The following is a 15782-nucleotide window of genomic DNA, read 5'->3' as shown; positions in this document are numbered from 1 at the left end:
TTACTTCAGGCTGCCCGAGAGGAACTGGCGCAGCCGTTCGCTCTTCGGGCTGCCGAGCACGTCGGCAGGCGCGCCCTCTTCTTCCGTGCGGCCCTGGTGCAGGAACATCACATGATTCGAGACGTTGCGCGCGAAGCCCATCTCGTGCGTGACGACGATCATGGTGCGGCCTTCCTCCGCGAGCTTCTGCATCACCTTCAGCACTTCGCCCACGAGTTCGGGGTCGAGCGCCGAGGTGGGCTCGTCGAACAGCATGACGTCCGGGCGCATCGCCAGCGCGCGCGCAATCGCCACACGCTGCTGCTGGCCACCCGAAAGATGCGACGGATACTGCTTCTCCACGCGCGGCGCGAGACCCACTTTTTCGAGGTATTCGCGCGCACGCTCCTCGGCCTCGCGGCGCGGCACACCCAGCACATGCACGGGCGCCTCGATCACGTTCTCGATCACGTTCATGTGCGACCAGAGATTGAAATGCTGGAACACCATTGCGAGCTTCGTGCGAATGCGCTGAAGCTGCCTGTGATCGGCCACTTCGAGGTCGCCGCCACGGCCCGCCTTCGTGCGCACGGCCTCGCCGTCCACCACGATCTCGCCGGCGTTCGGCTTCTCGAGGAAATTGATGCAGCGCAGGAACGTGCTCTTGCCCGAGCCGCTCGCGCCGATAATGCTGATCACGTCGCCCTTCTTCGCATCGAGCGAAACGCCCTTGAGCACCTCGTGGTCGCCATAGCGCTTGTGGATGTCGCGCGCGATCAGTTTGCTCGTGCTCGCCTCGGTCGCGGAGCGGGCTGCGTTCTGCACGTTTTGCGCATTTTGCGTCGTCTGGGACAAGATGGGTCTCCTTCTTGATTCCGGTGGGGCTCGGGGCTATGTGGAGCAGCGCGTCAGTGCTTGCGCACGGCGAGATAGCCGAGCCAGCGGCGTTCGGCACGGCGGAACGCGGCCACCAGCACGAACGATACCGCACAGTAGATGAGCGCCGCGAAGCCGAACGACTCGAACGAGCGGTACGTTGCCGAGTTGGCGTCGCGCGCGACCTTCAGGATGTCGGGTACCGTGGCGGTGAAGGCGACGGTCGTGGCATGCAGCATCAGAATCACTTCGTTACTGTACAGCGGCAGCGCGCGGCGCAGCGCCGAGGGCAGCACGACGCGCCAGTACAGCGTGAACGGACTCATGCCGTAGGCACGCGCGGCTTCCACCTCGCCGTGCGAGGTCGCGCGGATCGCGCCGGCGAAAATCTCGGTCGTGTACGCGCAGGTGTTGAGCGCGAACGCGAGGATCGCGCAGTTCAGGCCGCTGCGGAAAAACGCGTCGAGCAGCGGCTCGGCGCGCACGAAGGCGAGACTGTACACGCCCGTATAGATGAGCAGCAACTGCACATAGAGCGGCGTGCCGCGGAATACATAGGTGTAGAAGCGCACGGGCACCGAGAGCCAGCGGCGCTTCGATACGCGCGCCACCGCGAGCGGCACCGAGAACACGAAGCCGAACCCGACGGAAACGACGAGCAGCCACAGCGTCATCGCGAGGCCCGAAACATGTTCGCCGTCCCAGTAGAGAAAGGCCTTGCCGAACTGCTGAATGATCTCGTTCATGAGGCGTGGTCCCCGCTCGTCAGAGTTGCGCGTGACGCACGCCCGCCGAATAGCGGCGTTCGAGCCAGATCAGCGCGAAGTTCGAGACGGTCGTGATCGCCAGGTAGATCGCGGCGGCCACGAGGAGGAAGAAAAACAGATTGAAGGTGCTGCGGCCCGCGTCCTGGGCGGCCTTCACGACGTCGGCGAGGCCGATGATCGAAACGAGCGCCGTCGCCTTCACGAGCACCTGCCAGTTGTTGCCGATGCCCGGCAGCGCGAAGCGCATCATCTGCGGAAACAGGACGCGTGCGAACACGCGCGCACCGCTCATGCCGTAGGCGTAGCCCGCTTCCAGTTGGCCGCGCGGCACGGCGAGGAAGGCGCCCCGGAAGGTTTCGGTGAAATACGCGCCGTAGATGAAGCCGAGCGTCAGCACGCCGGCCACGAACGGGTCGATGTCGATCTGCGCCATGCCGAGCGCGTCGGTGGCCTCGTTCACGCCAATCTGGATGCTGTAGAACAGCAGCAGCATCAGCACGAGGTCCGGCACCGAACGGATCAGCGTGGTATAGGCGGTCGCCGCCGCCGAGAGCGCCCGGTTGGGCGAGAGCTTCGCCGCCGCGCCGATCAGGCCCAGCAGCACGGCCACGCCGAGCGAGAGCAGCGAAAGCTCGACGGTCTGGATCGTGCCGGCGAGGAGAATCGGGCCAAAGCCGTAGAGGAACACGCGCGTCTCCGGGGAAATCGTTGTCGGCTTCCCCCGGCGGCCACGCCGTGCGCGGCGCCGGGAGAATGTGCGCGGATCGTCGCAGGGCAAAAAGGATCGCTCAATCGTCGGCACCTGAAATATTGCAGTGCAGCATCCGCTGCCTCATGCGGGCCGGCGGCCACAGCAGCCCCTGTCTTCGCGGGCGCGATGAAATTGAAAGCCGAAGCGACGCCGCTCCGCCGGGCGGAGCGTTTTCGCAAGTTTGGAGGCGTTTTTTCGATAGGCCGTGCGGCGCACCTCGCGCGCTGGCTGGGCCGTCGCGGACGTTCCGCAGGCAATGTATCAACGCGTTGACACAAGAGTGCCGGCAGAGTACGATCCAGCATGTATCAACGCGTCGATACATCGTATTGGCAGGCCGTTCGGCAGATTGGTGGACAAACCCAAGGAGATGTTAAATGTCTATTCAGACCCTCAAGCGTTGGGGAAATAGCCTTGCGGTGCGAATCCCGGCCAGCGTTGCCGCAAAGCTGGCGTTTGCCGAAGGCCAGGAGATCGAAATGGAAGTCGAAGACGGTGTGCTCACGATTCGCCCTCATACGGCAATCCGGCGCTTTTCGCGCGAGCGGTATCTGCAGCAATTGCGCGAGAAGCGGCTGGCGCAGCATCCGCTCGTCGACTTCGGCGAACCGCAGGGCTCCGAAATCGGTGGTCCCGATGACCCGACGCGTTTTGACCCATGGTGAGAACGCATGAAGAACGGAACACCCGATGCAGGCGATATTGTTTGGCTCAACGTGGGGCCGGGCGCAGGCAATGAGCAGGACGGCTACCGGCCGGCCCTCGTGCTCACGGCCGCCGAATTCAACGAACTGACAAGCCGCTTCATCGGGCTGCCCATTACCAGCACCATTCACGGCTGGGAATCGGAAATCCCGATCAGCGGCCTCAGCAGGCCGTGCGTCGCGATGGCGGATCAAATCACCACGCTGTCCCTGAGGGGACGAATCTGGCGTCACCGGGGCGAGGCGGCGACAGAAGAAGAACTGGAAGCAGCCCGGTTTGCCGTCGCCGGCATTCTAAATCTGTAGCGGCGAGACGCCCGAGGCGCGCCCCAGGCGCCGCGCTTTACTCCATCCCCAACTGCGCGCGTATCGCCGGCAGCATGTACTGCACGGCCGCGCGCCCTTCCGCGATGGCAGGCGCCGCGCGGTGAAAGTCGAAAATGCCCATGCCGCCAAGGCGCGGCTGGATCAGCACGTCGGCGGGCTCGCCCGCGAGACGGCTCCTCGTGATGCGCACCTGCATGATGTCGATGCTCTGCGCAATCGAACTCAGCAACGACGGCACGCGCGCGCTGGGCGGCGGCGCGAGACGCACGTCGTCGCTGCCGGCCGTCGCCGAAGGCTGGAGCCAGCGCGGGAAGGGCTTGCCGTTGCGGCGCAGGACCAACGGCGGGCCAGCCTCTTCTGGCGGTTCCGACTCTTGATCGGCCTCGTGACCCTCCTCCCCCTCGCTCGCTGGCGGCATACCGGCGGCCGCCACAGGAACCTCGCGCGGCACGGTATCGATCATGCCGCCCAGATCGCGGCCGTTCAGGAGGTCGTGATTGAGGTCGACGGCGATCACGCAGTCGGCGCGCATCGCGCGCGCGGCGGAAACCGGGACCGGGTTGCTGAGCCCCCCGTCCACGAGCCATACGCCGTCGTGCCAGATCGGCGTGAAAAGACCGGGAATCGCAATCGAGGCGCGCACCGCCTCGGCTACGGCGCCGTCGCGCAGCCATACCTCGCGGCCGGTATCGAGTTCGGTGGCAATCGCCGTGAACGGCAGCGCCAGTTCCTCGATGCCACACCCGTTGAACTTGTTCGCGAAGACGTCGATCACCTTGCGTCCACCAAGCAGGCCGCCCGAAAAGCGCAGGTCGAGCAGCCGCACCACGGTCTGCCACGTGAGCTTGCCGACCCATTCCTCCAGCCAGTCGAGATCGCCGTTCGCATAAACCGCGCCAACCAGCGCGCCGATCGACGTGCCGCACACGACATCGGGCTTGATGCCGGCTTCCTCGAGCGCGCGGATCGCGCCGATATGCGCCCAGCCGCGTGCTGCGCCGCCGCCTAGCACGAGCCCGATACGAGGAGTACGCCGTCGCTGCATGATTCTGGCCTCCCGCCGCTCAGTGCCCGCGGTTCACGTCCGAGCGCGAGGTCGTCACGACCCGGCCGTCCGGTCCGAAGTGCACATTGAAGAACGCCTCCCGCTCGACTCCGCCTTCGAGCCATTTCCAGCTCCACACGGTCTCTTTCTTGAGGCGGAACGCCGCGATCTGCCCGGGCTTGCCGAGCAGTTGCCGCACCTCGTCCTCGGACATGCCGAGGCGGATCTTCGCGAAGTTCCCGGCCGTGAGGACCTGAGTGATCGCGACGAGCCGTCCGTTCGGTCCGATGTCCACCATGTAGGTGTTCAGGCCCTGCGGGCCACGCGGGTATTCGAGGCGGCGCGAGCCGTTGTCGAAGAGGCGCTCGGTCTCGGGCCTGCCCATCTGGCGGCGCACGTCATCGAGCGTCGAGACGCCCGGGGTGAGGCCCTTGAGCAGCAGCACATCAGGCTTCACCGAATCGAAGAAGGCTTTGAGCGTCTGCCACATGGAATCGGTCTGGCGGTCGTTACAGCCGGTGAGCGCAAGCATCGCCGCCACGGCGAGCGCGGCGAAAGCGAACCGGCTCGCCTGCAAGTTGAGTTTCATGGTCCTGCGAATCGGGATAACGAACGGTCCGCAGGCGCACCGGAGAAAGGCGCGCCTTGTCGGAGGATTTCGCCAATGTACCCTCAATGTACCCTTTAGCGAACCTCTTCGTGCTGCCCGGAACGAACCGTGCCACGCGCCGTGACGTCGTTCGCCTGCTCGAACACTGCGCCACGGCCAGGAAAGCGGCGCGTGCGCACGATCTCCGCGCCCTGCCAGGAAAGCAGCGCAAGGCAGCCAAACACCACTTCGCGCATCCGCTTGACGAGCGCGAGCGAAAACGCCACATCGGGGCCCACGCCGAAGAGTTGCGCGAGCAGCACCACGGCGGCCTCCTGGATACCGAGCCCCGCCGGCACCATGAAGGCCGCGTGGCGCACGGCCTGGGTCAGCGCTTCGATAGCGAGCGCCCCCTCGACCGACACCGGAAAACCCAGAAGCCGCAGCGCCCACCAGGTCTCGAAGGCGCCCAGCATATAGCCGGCCAACTGCCAGCTAAAAGTGCGGAACATCAGGCCCGTGCGAGACATCAGCGCGTCCAGATCGCGGTCGAGCTGCTGGCCGTCGATGCCGATCACGAGCGGATGCCCGGCGCCGAACATGCGGGCGGCCCAGCGCTCGATCTTGTGGAACACGCCGCCGCGCCGCAGCATGAGGACGGCGATCACGGGGAACGGCATCGTGAGCACGAGCGCAAGGCCGATCGTGGTGATGGTGTGGAGCGACCCGCCGTTGCCGGTTGCGGCGACGATCAGCACGAGGCCGAGCGCCGAGAACGCGTACTGCACGGCGATAGTGATGAGTACTTCCACGATCACCGAGGCGGTAACGAAGCTGCCGTCGCGCATGCGCCAGCGCGCCAGCCGTATGCCGACGACCTCGCCACCCACGCCCATCACGGGCAGGAGGCGACTGACGGCCTCGCGCACGGTGGCAATCCACCAGAGGAAACCGAGCGGCAGACGCTTGCCGAGCAGCAAACGCCACGCGTGTGCATCGAGCAAAAGCGGCAGCGCGTGAAACGGTACGAGCCAGAGCAGCGCCGGACCCGCTACGCCGACGGCATGCACGATGTCGTGCGCGCCGTCGTGGATCGCGAGCGCGATCAGAACCGCGATGCCGACGGGCAGGCCCAGCCACTGAAGCCACTTCATGACGGCTGCGGCTCCCGCGCGAGCGCGTGGGCGCCGGCCTGCGCCTCGCCGCCGTAGAACACATCCGTAAAACCGCCATGACGCACGCGGGCCGCCGCGAGCGCCTGCGCAACGCGCGGCGACATCAAGGCCGCCAGTTCGTCGGCGTGGCGATAGGTCTGCATGGAAGGCGTAATGGCGCCCTCGCCCGTTTCAGCCGCGATGGCCGGATGGCAGTAGATTTCGCCCACGCCCGCTTCGGGCAGGTTCGCGATGGCGTCGAGCAGCACCGCCTCGTCCATCGCGCCCGTCTTCGCGATGCCCACCACGAAGTCGTTGTGCGCAATGCCCGCGCGCGCGAGGCGGGCGCGCACGAGCGCGAGCCAGGGCTTGAGCGCGAGGGGCGCGCCGGCCTCCAGCGGCAGGCGCACGGCACGCAGGCCAAACTCGCGGCCGATCGAAAGGATCAGCGAGAGCACGGTGGGATGCAGATGGAAGTGCTTGTGCGTGTTCACGTGATCGAGCGCGAGCCCGGTCGCCGCGAACGCTTCGAACTGCGCGCGAATCTCCTTCGCGAGTTGCGCACGCACGTGCGGCAGGAAGAAAAAGCGCACGCCGTCCAGCGCCATGTTCTGGCCGAAGCGCCCTTCCCGATCGACGAGTGCGGGAATCTGCGTGCGCGGCAGCATCGCCGCTCCGTCGGCCAGCACCAGATGCAGCCCCACGCGCAAGGATGGCAGGCGCCGCGCGCACGCCACGGCGCCGGCGGCCGCGGGCGCGGCCACCATCAGGCTCGCGGCATCGAGCACCCCCTCGCGATGCGCACGCTCGACCGCGACATTGACCCGCTCGTGCAGGCCAAAGTCGTCGGCGGTGAAGATGAGCGCGCGCCGGTCTTGCCCACTGTGGCGGGGCGGCCGGTCCATCATGCCTCGTGGGCGCGCAGGAAGCGGAAGAACTCCACGCCTTCGCGCAGGCGGCGCTTCATCATGTCCCAGCTCGTGAGCATTTCGCGCACGATTTCCCAGATCTTCGACGGGCGGAAATAGAACTGGCGATAGAACTGTTCGAGATGGTGATAGATCTCGTCGCGCGACAGATGCGCATAGCCGATCGCCGCGAGCTGCACGCCTTCCTTGCTCACGAGATTGATGGTCTTGTTCTCTTCCATCCAGCCGTTCTCGACAGCCTGCTTGTAGAGCGTCGTGCCCGGATAGGGCGCGGCGAGCGAGACCTGGATCGTGTGCGGATTGATTTCCTTCGCGTACTCGATCGTCTTCTTGATGGTCTCTTGCGTTTCGCCCGGCAGGCCCAGGATGAAGGTGCCGTGGATCTTGATGCCGAGCTTCTTGCAGTCCGCGCTGAAGCGGCGCGCGAAGTCCGTGCGCACGCCCTTCTTGATGTTCACGAGAATCTGGTCGTCGCCCGACTCGAAACCCACGAGCAGCAGGCGCAGGCCGTTTTCCTTCATGACCTTGAGCGTCTTGTACGGCACGTTGGCCTTGGCGTTGCACGACCACGTCATGCCGAGCTTGCCCAGACCGATCGCGATGGCTTCGGCGCGCGGCAGGTCGTCGGTGAAGGTGTCGTCGTCGAACATCAGTTCCTTGACTTCCGGCATGTTGTCGCGAATCCACTTCGCTTCCGCAAGCACGTTCTCGACCGAACGCGTGCGGTAGCGGTGGCCGCTGACCGTCTGCGGCCACAGGCAGAACGTGCAGCGCGACTTGCAACCGCGACCCGTGTAGATCGAGACGTACGGGAAGTTCAGGTAGCCGATGAAGTAGTTGTCGATCTTCAGGTCGCGCTTGTAGATGGGCGCCACGAACGGCAGTTCGTCCATGTTCTCGAGGATCGGACGCGCTTCGTTGTGCTCGATCGAGCCGTCCTTCGCGCGCCAGCTCAAACCCTTGATCTCGGGGAACGGCTTGCCTTCGGCGATTTCCTTGCACGTGTAGTCGAATTCCTCGCGGCAAACGAAATCGATCGCCTCGCTCGCGGTGAGCGAGTTGTGCGGATCGACCATCACCTTGGCCCCCACCATGCCGACGAGCAGCGACGGCTTGCGCTTCTTCAGGTCCTCGGCGAAGAGCGCGTCGGTCGGGAACGACGGCGTGCTCGTGTGGATGATGATGAGGTCGTAGTCGTCGGCGATCTTGAGCGTTGCTTCGACGGAGAGGCCGTCGGCGGGCGCATCCAGCACGCGGCTGTCGGGCACGAGTGCCGCGGGCTGCGCAAGCCACGTCGGATACCAGAACGAGCGGATCTCGCGCTTTGCCTGGTAGCGCGAACCGGCGCCACCGTCGAAGCCGTCATAGGACGGGGCCTGCAGAAACAGCGTTTTCATGAGATGAGTGCTCCGGCAACCCGGGTTGTATCGGGCAAAAAAGTAATGAACATGAACAAATCGTCGCGCGCGCCGCCCTCGCGGCCCGCGCCATCAATCTCGAACCCAGTCTCGAACTCAGCGGCCATCGGACACCTCCACGGCCGGCCGGCGCGCCGAGGCGCCCACGCCTGGCTCGCCCGCCTCGGGATTGGCCACCGGCACGCGCACGCCGCGCCAGACGACGTGCGAGCCGAATGCCGCCGCAAGCCACTGCAGCGCGAGCAGCCCGTCGCGCAAGGGCACGAGCGGTAAATCGCGCCAGAACACGCGCCAACTGGCGCTGCCCCGCGCATGCAACAGCGCACGCGCGATGATACCGCCTGCGGTGCTCGCGCCGAGCACCGCCAGTATGGCCGCGGAACTGCTGCTGCCCGCGAGCCCCGCGCCGATCGGCAGGCCACCCAAGGCAAGCAGCGCGCACAACACGCCGCCCAGCAGGAGCCACGGCGACGTGAAAGTGATGAGGAGCGAGGCGAAACCCGCCGGATTGACCGAGCGGATCGTGCGCAGCCAGCGCGTTTCGCGCAGCCAGAGCGCACCGAAAGTGGGCTCGACGACGTCGGTTTCGACCACGACCGGCGCGAGCACCGTGGCGAGCCCGTGGTCGCGCGCGTAGCGGGCAAGCATGTAGTCGTCGGCGAGGCAGTCCTTGAGCGCCGCGAAGCCGCCAATGCGCTCGAGCGTGGCGCGCGAGAGCGCGAGCGTCGCGCCGAAACCGAACGCGCGCGAGCCCGTGGTGTGCGCGACGCGCACCGAGGGTGCGAACCACTCGTTGATGAAGAGCGCGCCCACACGCGGCCAGAAGCCGCCGACGCTGCGTGCATGGTAAAGGCAGGTCACGACGCCGACTTTCGGATCGGCGAGCGGCGCCGTGACGATATCCAGATAGTCGGGCTCGACGGCGATGTCGCTGTCCGCGACGATCAGCGCGTCGTAACGCGAGCGCGCCGCAAGGTTCATCAGGTTGCTGACCTTGAGATTGCTGCCGTAGACGCGCGCGTCGATCACGAGTTCGATGTCGCAATGCGGATACGCCGCCTGCAGGCGCTGCACGACGGCGATGGCCGGATCGGCGGGCGACGAGACGCCGAACAGCAGTTGAAAGCGCGGATGACGCTGCTCGCAGAAGGTGGCGAGGTTTTCGTACAGACGGGGTTCGGCGCCGCACAGCGGCTTGAGCACGCTCACGCCGGAAGGCCGGCGCGCGCGCGCGCGCCGCGCCGCCTCGCGCACGAGCGAGGCCGAACCAAGACGCGGCATGGTCAGCGCCGCGCAGACCGCGTAAAACGCGACCACGCAGCACAGCGCGACGACGAACCAGGAGGCCAGCGGGAGCGACGTCGTCATGCCCTCACCTCCGGCGAGGCGCCGCGCCGCGCACGCAACTGCCGGCACGACTGCCGGGCGCCGGCGCCGATCCCTGCGACGGCCTGCCCGGCCGGATCGCCTCGTAACATTTGCACAACCATGAAGTTCGGAAAAATGGCAACCGCGCATCGTAACTGCAGCGCAGATTCCTCGCCAGAAGATCAACCCTGAATGCCACGCGACATGATGCGGCACAAAACCCGGCTGCATCATTTTCGACAATAACTGACGCTCATTCGGTTTCACTGCACAACCGCCTGAACGCGTAAAATTGTAACAGTTCGTTCCTGAAACTGCTTGAACCGAACTGCAACACTGCTTTTCGCCCTCTCCGACAATGCGGGAACCGTCATTATTTCAGGCATTTAGCGGCTTGCCTTCACGATTTACGTTTCGAAATACCCGGTAAGCAAAACGCAATCGCAATTTAATGAAAGCGAATTAAAGGTTTATGTCAGCATTTAGCAGATTAAAAGAATGCATATCGCAATGCATCCCGGTTCCGCCGCTCCGCAAAGGCTTGCCGGCATAGCCCCACGGCCGCCAGGGATTCGGGTTCGCCGCCAGCAGAAAGCCGCGCGCATGGGCACAATGGCCCCACCTTGCACCCGGCTTGCAGCCCATCCGCCCCCTCCAACGCGCCATGATCCCTTTCTCGGTTCTCGATCTTTCCCCCGTTCCGGCCGGTTCCGACGCCGGCGTCGCCCTGCGCAACACGCTCGACCTCGCCCGCCACGCGGAACGCCTCGGCTACCGCCGCTACTGGCTCGCCGAGCATCACAACATGACGGGCATCGCCAGCGCGGCGACCTCGGTCGTGATCGGTCACGTGGCGGGCGGCACGCGAACGATCCGCGTGGGCTCGGGCGGGATCATGCTGCCCAATCACGCGCCGCTCGTGATCGCCGAACAGTTCGGCACGCTGGAATCGTTGTATCCGGGCCGCATCGACCTCGGGCTCGGCCGCGCGCCGGGCACCGACCAGACGACGGCCCGCGCGCTGCGGCGCGACCTTCAGTCGAGCGCCGATGCGTTCCCCGACGACGTCGCCGAGCTGCAGCGCTACTTCGCCGCGCCGGTGGAGGGTCAGCGCGTGCGCGCGGTGCCCGGGGCGGGGCTGAATGTGCCGCTCTACATCCTCGGATCGAGCCTGTTCGGCGCGCAGATGGCGGCGGCCATGGGCCTGCCGTTCGCCTTCGCCTCGCATTTCGCCCCCGATCACCTGCTCACCGCGCTCCGGGTCTACCGCTCGCAGTTCCGTCCCTCGGCCCAATTGGCGCGGCCGCACGCGATCGTGGGCGTCAATGTCTTCGCCGCCGATACCGACGACGAAGCCCGCTTTCTCTTCACGTCGCTCAAGCAGCAGTTCGTGAACCTGCGGCGCGGCACGCCGGGGCAGTTGCCGCCGCCCGTGACGAAGATCCAGGCCACCGAATTCGAACTCGCGGGCGTCGCGCACGCGCTCGCCTGTTCGGCGGTGGGCTCGCCCGAGACCGTGCGAGCCCAGCTCGCCTCGGTCATCGAGCAGACCGCCGCGGACGAGCTCATCGTCACGGCGCAGATGTACGATCACGCGGCGCGGCTGCGCTCGTTCGAGATCGCCGCCGAAGTGCGCGAGGCGCTCTCGGCAGCGCAGTAAGCGCCCGGGGGCGTGCAGCCGCCTCCCCCGGCACGACGTTCAGTGCTGCTCGGGCAACGCGGCGAGCCCTTCGAGCAAGGCCGCATGGAAAGCCTGCGGGTCCTGCATCTGCGGCGCATGGCCCAGATCCGGAAACTCGACCAGCGTGGCATGCGGTATCGCCCGCTGCGCCGCCTTCGCCAGCGCCGGATAGTGGCCGATCTTCGCGCGCACCTCGGGCGGCGCGACGTCCTTGCCGATGGCCGTCGTGTCCTTGTCGCCGATGAGAAGCAGCGTGGGCATGCGCAACTGGCCGAACTCGTAGACCACCGGCTGCGTGTAGATCATGTCGTAGAGCAGCGCCGAATCCCACGCCACCTGCGCCTTGCCCGGACCGCGGTACATGCCCGCCAGCATCTGCACCCAGGGCTCGTACGCGGGGCGCCACTGTCCCGCGTAGTACGTGGCCTGTTCGTAGCGGCGGATGCCTTCGGCGGTAGTCTTCAGCTCGCGGCCGTACCAGTCGTCGACGGAGAGCGCGGGCACGCCCAGCGCCTTCCAGTCTTCGAGGCCGATCGGGTTCACGAGCACGAGCTGCTCGGTCTCCTGCGGGTACATCAGCGCGTAGCGCACCGCCAGCATGCCGCCCGTCGAATGGCCGATGATCGTCGCCCGCCCGACGCCGAGCGAAGCGAGCAACGCATGCGTATTGCGTGCGAGCTGCTGGAAGCTGAACTGGTAGGCGACGGGCTTGCTCGACTTGCAGAAACCGATCTGGTCGGGCGCGATCACGCGGTAGCCGGCGGCCGCGAGCTCGCCGATCGTCTGCTCCCACGTCGCGCCGCAAAAGTTCTTGCCATGCAGCAGCACGACCGTGCGGCCGTTGGGCGTGGCCGGATGCACGTCCATGTAGGCCATGTGCAACGCCTGGCCCTGCGACGTGAACGCGAAGTCCTGCACCGTATACGGGTAGGCAAAGCCCTGCAGCTCCGGCCCGAAGGCCGGCTCGTCGCCGGCCCGCGCGGTTTGGCATAGCGCGGCGGCGCAGCAGGCGATGGCGAAGAGGGAAAGCTTGCGGGTGAGGGTCAAGATCATGAGCGAGGGAGGCAGTCGGTCTTCGAATCGGTCAACACGGCGCGGGCAGGCCAGCACGCCAGCACGCCAGCACGCCAGCACGCCAGCCGCCGATTCTAGCCGCGATGCGGCACGCTCGCCGCCACGCTGCCCCTCCTCCGCACGGCCCATTTGCTGCACCCGCGCACGCGCGGCGATTCGCACCACATTCGCACTGCGCGCGATTCGGTGCTAGAACAGTCTATGCAGGCGAACGAGAACGCCGGCCGCGCAAGCAGTCACAAACCTCATAAACCATGCGCCGGGCCGGCCCTTTCGGGGGGCAAAACAAAGAGACATGGAGACATTCATGGAAACTCCGGCAACCCTCAACGATCTGCAGCGCACCACGCTTGCCATCGTGCTCGCGGGCGGGCGCGGTACGCGGCTCGGCCCGCTCACGAACAAGCGCGTCAAACCGGCCGTCCACTTCGGCGGCAAATACCGCATCATCGACTTCGCCCTCTCCAACTGCCTGAATTCGGGCATACGGCGCATCGCCGTCGTCACTCAGTACAAGGCGCACTCGCTGTTGCGCCATCTGCAGCGCGGCTGGGGTTTCCTGCGCGGCGAGTTCAACGAGTTCCTCGACCTGTGGCCCGCGCAGCAGCGCGTGGAAGGCGCGCACTGGTACCGCGGCACGGCCGACGCCGTCTACCAGAACCTCGACATCATCCGCTCGATCTCGCCGAAGTACGTGGTCGTGCTGGCCGGCGACCACATCTACAAGATGGACTACACGCGCATGGTGGCCGACCACGCGGCAAGCGGCGCCGAGTGCACGGTAGGCTGCATCGAGGTGCCCCGGCTCGACGCGCGCGCGTTCGGCGTGATGGCCGTGGACGAGTCGCGCCGCGTGATCGGCTTCGTCGAGAAACCCGACGATCCGCCCGCCATGCCGGGGCACCCCGACGTCGCCCTCGCCAGCATGGGCATCTATGTGTTCGACACGGCCTACCTCATCAAGCTGCTCGAAGAAAATATCGCCATGTCCGCGACCGACCACGACTTCGGCAAGGACATCATTCCGCGCGTGGTCACGGAAGGGCTCGCGGTCGCCCATCCGTTCAGCCTCTCGTGCGTCACCTCGGACCCGTCCGCCGAGCCCTACTGGCGCGACGTGGGCACGATCGACGCCTACTGGGCCGCCAATCTCGACCTCGCCTCGACCATCCCCGCGCTCGACCTCTACGACCGCAACTGGCCCATCTGGACCTACCAGGAGCAGTTGCCGCCCGCCAAGTTCGTGCGCGACCTCAACGGCCTGCAGGGCTCCGGCACGAATCTCATCGTCTGCGGCGGCAGCGTCATCTCGGGATCGCAGCTTTCGCGCTCGGTGCTCTCCTCGAATGTCGTCGTGAAGTCTTTCTGCAACATTGCCGAGGCAGTCTTGTTGCCGCAGGTCACGGTGGGCACGAGCTGCCGCCTGCGCAAGGTCGTGGTGGACCGCGGCTGCGAGATCCCCGACGGCACCGTGATCGGCGAAGACCCGGTGCGCGACGGCGAGCGCTTCTACCGGACCGAAAACGGCGTCGTGCTCGTCACGCGCGAGGCGCTGGAGCGCGTGCACGGCTGACCAACACCCTGAGGTTCCCCGAGCGATGACCATCCGCGTCCTGCATGTAGCCAGCGAACTCTATCCGCTCCTGAAGACGGGCGGCCTCGCCGACGTGACGGCCGCGCTGCCGGCTGCGCTGATCGAGCAAGGCGCCGATGCGCGCCTCCTCCTGCCAGGCTTCGTGCCGGTCGCGGCGGGCCTCGCCGATCTGCGGCCCGTCGCGCGCCTTGGCCGCACCTTCGGCGCCCGCGAAGCGACACTGGAACTGGGACGCCTGCCGGAGAACGGCCTGCCCGTCTACATGATCCGCGCCGACGACTTCTACTCACGGCCCGGCAACCCGTATCTGGACGGCGAACACGTTCCCTGGGGCGACAACGCCCAGCGTTTCGCGCTGCTCGGCTGGGCGGCCGCGCAGCTCGCGCAGCACGCCGATCCGGACTGGGCGCCGCGTGTCGTGCAGGCGCACGACTGGCATGCGGGCCTCGCGCCGGCCTACCTGCGGGCGGCGGCGCTCGCGCGCGGCCTTGCGCCCGAGGCGGCGCCGGCGCGCTCGGTGTTCACGATTCACAACCTCGCCTATCAAGGCATCTTTCCCGCGCAGCAGTTCGCCAGCCTCGGCCTGCCGGCGGACTTCTTCGACATGCATGGCGTGGAGTTCTACGGCCAGCTCTCGTTCCTGAAGGCGGGGCTCTACTACGCCGACAAGATCACGACCGTGAGCCCCACCTATGCGCGCGAGATCCAGACCGTCGCCCAGGGCGGCGGACTCGAAGCACTCCTGCGCGGCCGGGCGCACGACCTTGTCGGCATCCTCAACGGGGTGGACTATGCCGTCTGGAATCCCGCCAGCGATGCTGCGATCGCGGCACGCTACTCGGCCACGCGCATGAGCGGCAAGCTGCGCTGCAAGGCGGAGCTGCAGGTGCGCATGAAGCTCGCGCAGAAGCACGACGCACCCGTGTTCGGCGTGGTGAGCCGCCTGACCGAGCAAAAAGGCCTCGACCTGCTGCTCGCCGCCCTGCCCGAGATCGTCTCGCGCGGCGGCCAGATCGTGGTGCTCGGCACCGGCGACGCGAGTCTGGAACAAGGCTATACGCGCGCGGCGCGCCAGCACCCCGATGCCGTCGCCGTCGAGCTCGGCTTCGACGAGACGCTCGCGCACGCGATCGTCGCGGGCGCCGACGTGATGGCCGTGCCGTCGCGCTTCGAGCCCTGCGGGCTCACCCAGCTCTACGCGCTCGCCTACGGCGCACTGCCGCTCGTGCATCGCGTGGGCGGCCTCGCGGACACGGTCGTGGACGCCTCGCTCGAAAACCTCGCCGACGGCCTCGCAACCGGCTTCGTGTTCGAGCGCTTCGAGCCCGACGCGCTGGCGGCCGCGATCCGCCGCGCCTTCGCGCTCTATGCGCGAAGCCGCGACTGGCGCGAGACGCGCCGCCGCGGCATGGAGCAGGACTTCGGCTGGGCCGCCTCCGCACAGCGCTACATGGCGCTCTATCGCGAGCTGGCCTGACGGGCCCGCACGCCCCGCAGACTGGCGATTTCGCGCAACACCGCCTACG

General features: G+C 66.8%; 16 protein-coding genes. 5 read left to right on the top strand and 11 right to left on the bottom strand.

Annotated elements, in window-relative coordinates; all coding sequences use genetic code 11:
- The 3 genes from WJ542_RS10000 to WJ542_RS09990 all read right to left on the bottom strand — a co-directional run bounded on the left by WJ542_RS10000 (position 1) and on the right by WJ542_RS09990 (position 2310).
- Positions 1-804 carry an ABC transporter ATP-binding protein gene (locus WJ542_RS10000; protein ID WP_411190520.1) on the bottom strand — a complete coding sequence of 268 codons (804 nt, stop codon included), beginning with the start codon at positions 802-804 and terminating at the stop codon, positions 1-3.
- Positions 805-887: 83 nt separating this feature from the next.
- A complete protein-coding gene (locus tag WJ542_RS09995) occupies positions 888-1601 on the bottom strand; it encodes an ABC transporter permease (RefSeq protein WP_411189144.1) in 714 nt (237 codons plus the stop codon).
- A gap of 19 nt (positions 1602-1620) precedes the next feature.
- Entirely contained in the window at positions 1621-2310 is a 690-nt protein-coding gene (locus WJ542_RS09990) for an ABC transporter permease (RefSeq protein WP_411189143.1), read from the bottom strand.
- A 440-nt stretch (positions 2311-2750) separates the two neighbouring features.
- Here WJ542_RS09990 and WJ542_RS09985 point away from each other — a divergent pair, with 440 nt between their 5' ends.
- Both WJ542_RS09985 and WJ542_RS09980 read left to right on the top strand, forming a co-directional pair.
- Positions 2751-3038 carry an AbrB/MazE/SpoVT family DNA-binding domain-containing protein gene (locus tag WJ542_RS09985; RefSeq protein ID WP_027796462.1) on the top strand — a complete coding sequence of 96 codons (288 nt, stop codon included), beginning with the start codon at positions 2751-2753 and terminating at the stop codon, positions 3036-3038.
- A gap of 6 nt (positions 3039-3044) precedes the next feature.
- Positions 3045-3383 carry a type II toxin-antitoxin system PemK/MazF family toxin gene (locus WJ542_RS09980; RefSeq protein ID WP_411189142.1) on the top strand — a complete coding sequence of 113 codons (339 nt, stop codon included), beginning with the start codon at positions 3045-3047 and terminating at the stop codon, positions 3381-3383.
- A 37-nt stretch (positions 3384-3420) separates the two neighbouring features.
- Here the strand turns inward: WJ542_RS09980 and WJ542_RS09975 are convergent, their stop codons facing one another.
- The 7 genes from WJ542_RS09975 to hpnI all read right to left on the bottom strand — a co-directional run bounded on the left by WJ542_RS09975 (position 3421) and on the right by hpnI (position 9907).
- Positions 3421-4452, bottom strand: a complete 1032-nt coding sequence (locus tag WJ542_RS09975) for a patatin-like phospholipase family protein (RefSeq protein ID WP_411190519.1) — start codon at positions 4450-4452, stop codon at positions 3421-3423.
- Between the two features lie 16 nt (positions 4453-4468).
- A complete protein-coding gene (locus WJ542_RS09970) occupies positions 4469-5038 on the bottom strand; it encodes a hypothetical protein (protein WP_411189141.1) in 570 nt (189 codons plus the stop codon).
- A 95-nt stretch (positions 5039-5133) separates the two neighbouring features.
- Positions 5134-6192 (bottom strand): lysylphosphatidylglycerol synthase domain-containing protein, encoded by a 1059-nt coding sequence (locus WJ542_RS09965; RefSeq protein ID WP_411189140.1) that lies wholly within the window; start codon positions 6190-6192, stop codon positions 5134-5136.
- Positions 6189-7097 (bottom strand): hopanoid biosynthesis-associated protein HpnK, encoded by a 909-nt coding sequence (hpnK, locus tag WJ542_RS09960; RefSeq protein WP_411189139.1) that lies wholly within the window; start codon positions 7095-7097, stop codon positions 6189-6191. The genes WJ542_RS09965 and hpnK overlap by 4 nt, the downstream gene beginning before the upstream one ends.
- Positions 7097-8518 (bottom strand): hopanoid biosynthesis associated radical SAM protein HpnJ, encoded by a 1422-nt coding sequence (hpnJ, locus tag WJ542_RS09955; protein ID WP_411189138.1) that lies wholly within the window; start codon positions 8516-8518, stop codon positions 7097-7099. Before hpnJ ends, hpnK begins: the two co-directional genes overlap by 1 nt.
- On the bottom strand, positions 8515-8646 hold the full coding sequence (locus tag WJ542_RS09950; protein WP_411189137.1) for a hypothetical protein: 132 nt from the start codon (positions 8644-8646) through the stop codon (positions 8515-8517). Before WJ542_RS09950 ends, hpnJ begins: the two co-directional genes overlap by 4 nt.
- The gene (gene hpnI / locus WJ542_RS09945) at positions 8636-9907 is read right to left on the bottom strand and encodes a bacteriohopanetetrol glucosamine biosynthesis glycosyltransferase HpnI (RefSeq protein WP_411189136.1); all 1272 of its coding nucleotides are present in this window, start codon (positions 9905-9907) and stop codon (positions 8636-8638) included. Before hpnI ends, WJ542_RS09950 begins: the two co-directional genes overlap by 11 nt.
- Positions 9908-10571: 664 nt before the next feature.
- Between hpnI and WJ542_RS09940 the strand changes: the two genes are divergently transcribed.
- A complete protein-coding gene (locus tag WJ542_RS09940; RefSeq protein ID WP_411189135.1) occupies positions 10572-11567 on the top strand; it encodes an LLM class flavin-dependent oxidoreductase in 996 nt (331 codons plus the stop codon).
- Positions 11568-11606: 39 nt separating this feature from the next.
- On the opposite strand, the gene WJ542_RS09935 is transcribed toward WJ542_RS09940, so the two are convergent.
- Complete coding sequence (locus WJ542_RS09935) at positions 11607-12641, bottom strand: alpha/beta fold hydrolase (RefSeq protein WP_411189134.1); 1035 nt, start codon at positions 12639-12641, stop codon at positions 11607-11609.
- Between the two features lie 328 nt (positions 12642-12969).
- On the opposite strand from WJ542_RS09935, the gene glgC reads away from it, so the two are divergent.
- A complete protein-coding gene (gene glgC / locus WJ542_RS09930; RefSeq protein ID WP_411189133.1) occupies positions 12970-14235 on the top strand; it encodes a glucose-1-phosphate adenylyltransferase in 1266 nt (421 codons plus the stop codon).
- A 25-nt stretch (positions 14236-14260) separates the two neighbouring features.
- On the top strand, positions 14261-15733 hold the full coding sequence (gene glgA, locus WJ542_RS09925) for a glycogen synthase GlgA (RefSeq protein WP_411189132.1): 1473 nt from the start codon (positions 14261-14263) through the stop codon (positions 15731-15733).
- Positions 15734-15782: the final 49 nt, after the last annotated feature.

The sequence above is a fragment of the Paraburkholderia yinzeri genome, from assembly GCF_046581065.1.
GTDB lineage: Bacteria > Pseudomonadota > Gammaproteobacteria > Burkholderiales > Burkholderiaceae > Paraburkholderia.
Note: the sequence above shows the minus strand (reverse complement) of the source record. Positions and strands in the feature narration are given on the sequence as shown.